Below are 935 nucleotides of genomic sequence, written 5' to 3'. Positions count from 1 at the left end.
GGATCGGCGAGGACGTCAGCGAACGGCTCGACGTCGTGCCGGCACAGTAAGCGTCGTTTTGGCCCCACCTTCTGCGGATGGTCGTGAGGGCGGAGGCTGCCGATCATCGAGGTCTGAATCGGAGATCGGCTCATGTCTAAACTTGACTCTACGCTCGAGCCTACGGGGGCGGTTCACCGGATCGAGGTGATCTCGGGGACGGGCCGGCGGCGCCGGTTCTCGACGAACGACAAGGCGCGGATCGTCGAGGAGACGCTTGCTCCGGGCGCCGTCGTATCGGAGGTCGCCCGACGTCACGGACTGACGCCGCAGCAGGTGTTCACATGGCGACGGCAAGCTCGGCAGCCGGAGGCAGGTGCGGCGGCGACCGAGGCGCCGCTGTTCGTGCCGGCGGTCGTCGAGACAGCCTCGCCGTCGCCGGAGCCGGTACGTCGACCTCGGAGGCCCCGGCGAGACCGAAGGACTGCGGATCTCACCGGCACGATCGCGCTGGAGATCGACGGTGTGAGCGTACGGATCGGCGCCGGCGCGGAGGCCGGGACGGTGGCGGCGGTGATCCGCGCGTTGAGGGCGCGGCCGTGATCGGCCCGACCGGAGCGGTGCGGGTGATGGTGGCGACCCGGCCGGTCGACTTCCGCAAGGGCGCCGAAGGGCTCGCCGCGCTGGTGCGCGAGGAGATGCGGGCCGATCCGTTCTCCGGGGCGGTCTATGTGTTCCGCGCCAGGCGCGCCGACCGCGTGAAGCTGATCTTCTGGGACGGCACCGGCGTTTGTCTGTTCGCGAAGCGGCTGGAGGACGGCCGATTCCGCTGGCCGTCCGTGCAGGACGGCGTGGTCCGGCTGTCGGCTGCGCAGCTCTCGGCCCTGCTGGAAGGGCTCGATTGGTGCCGCGTCCATGCGGCGCGCGAGACGGCGGCACCGGTCGCGCCGAGCTGA

General features: G+C 70.8%; 2 protein-coding genes. Both read left to right on the top strand.

Annotated features, from left to right (window positions below; all coding sequences use genetic code 11):
* The first annotated feature begins 132 nt into the window (after positions 1-132).
* Positions 133-582, top strand: coding sequence for an IS66-like element accessory protein TnpA (tnpA, locus tag A33M_RS20235; protein WP_040622137.1), 450 nt, complete (start codon positions 133-135; stop codon positions 580-582).
* On the top strand, positions 579-935 hold the full coding sequence (gene tnpB, locus A33M_RS20230) for an IS66 family insertion sequence element accessory protein TnpB (protein WP_008391298.1): 357 nt from the start codon (positions 579-581) through the stop codon (positions 933-935). Before tnpA ends, tnpB begins: the two co-directional genes overlap by 4 nt.

The sequence above is a fragment of the Rhodovulum sp. PH10 genome (assembly GCF_000293785.1).
Classification (GTDB): domain Bacteria; phylum Pseudomonadota; class Alphaproteobacteria; order Rhizobiales; family Xanthobacteraceae; genus Rhodoplanes.
Note: the sequence above shows the minus strand (reverse complement) of the source record. Positions and strands in the feature narration are given on the sequence as shown.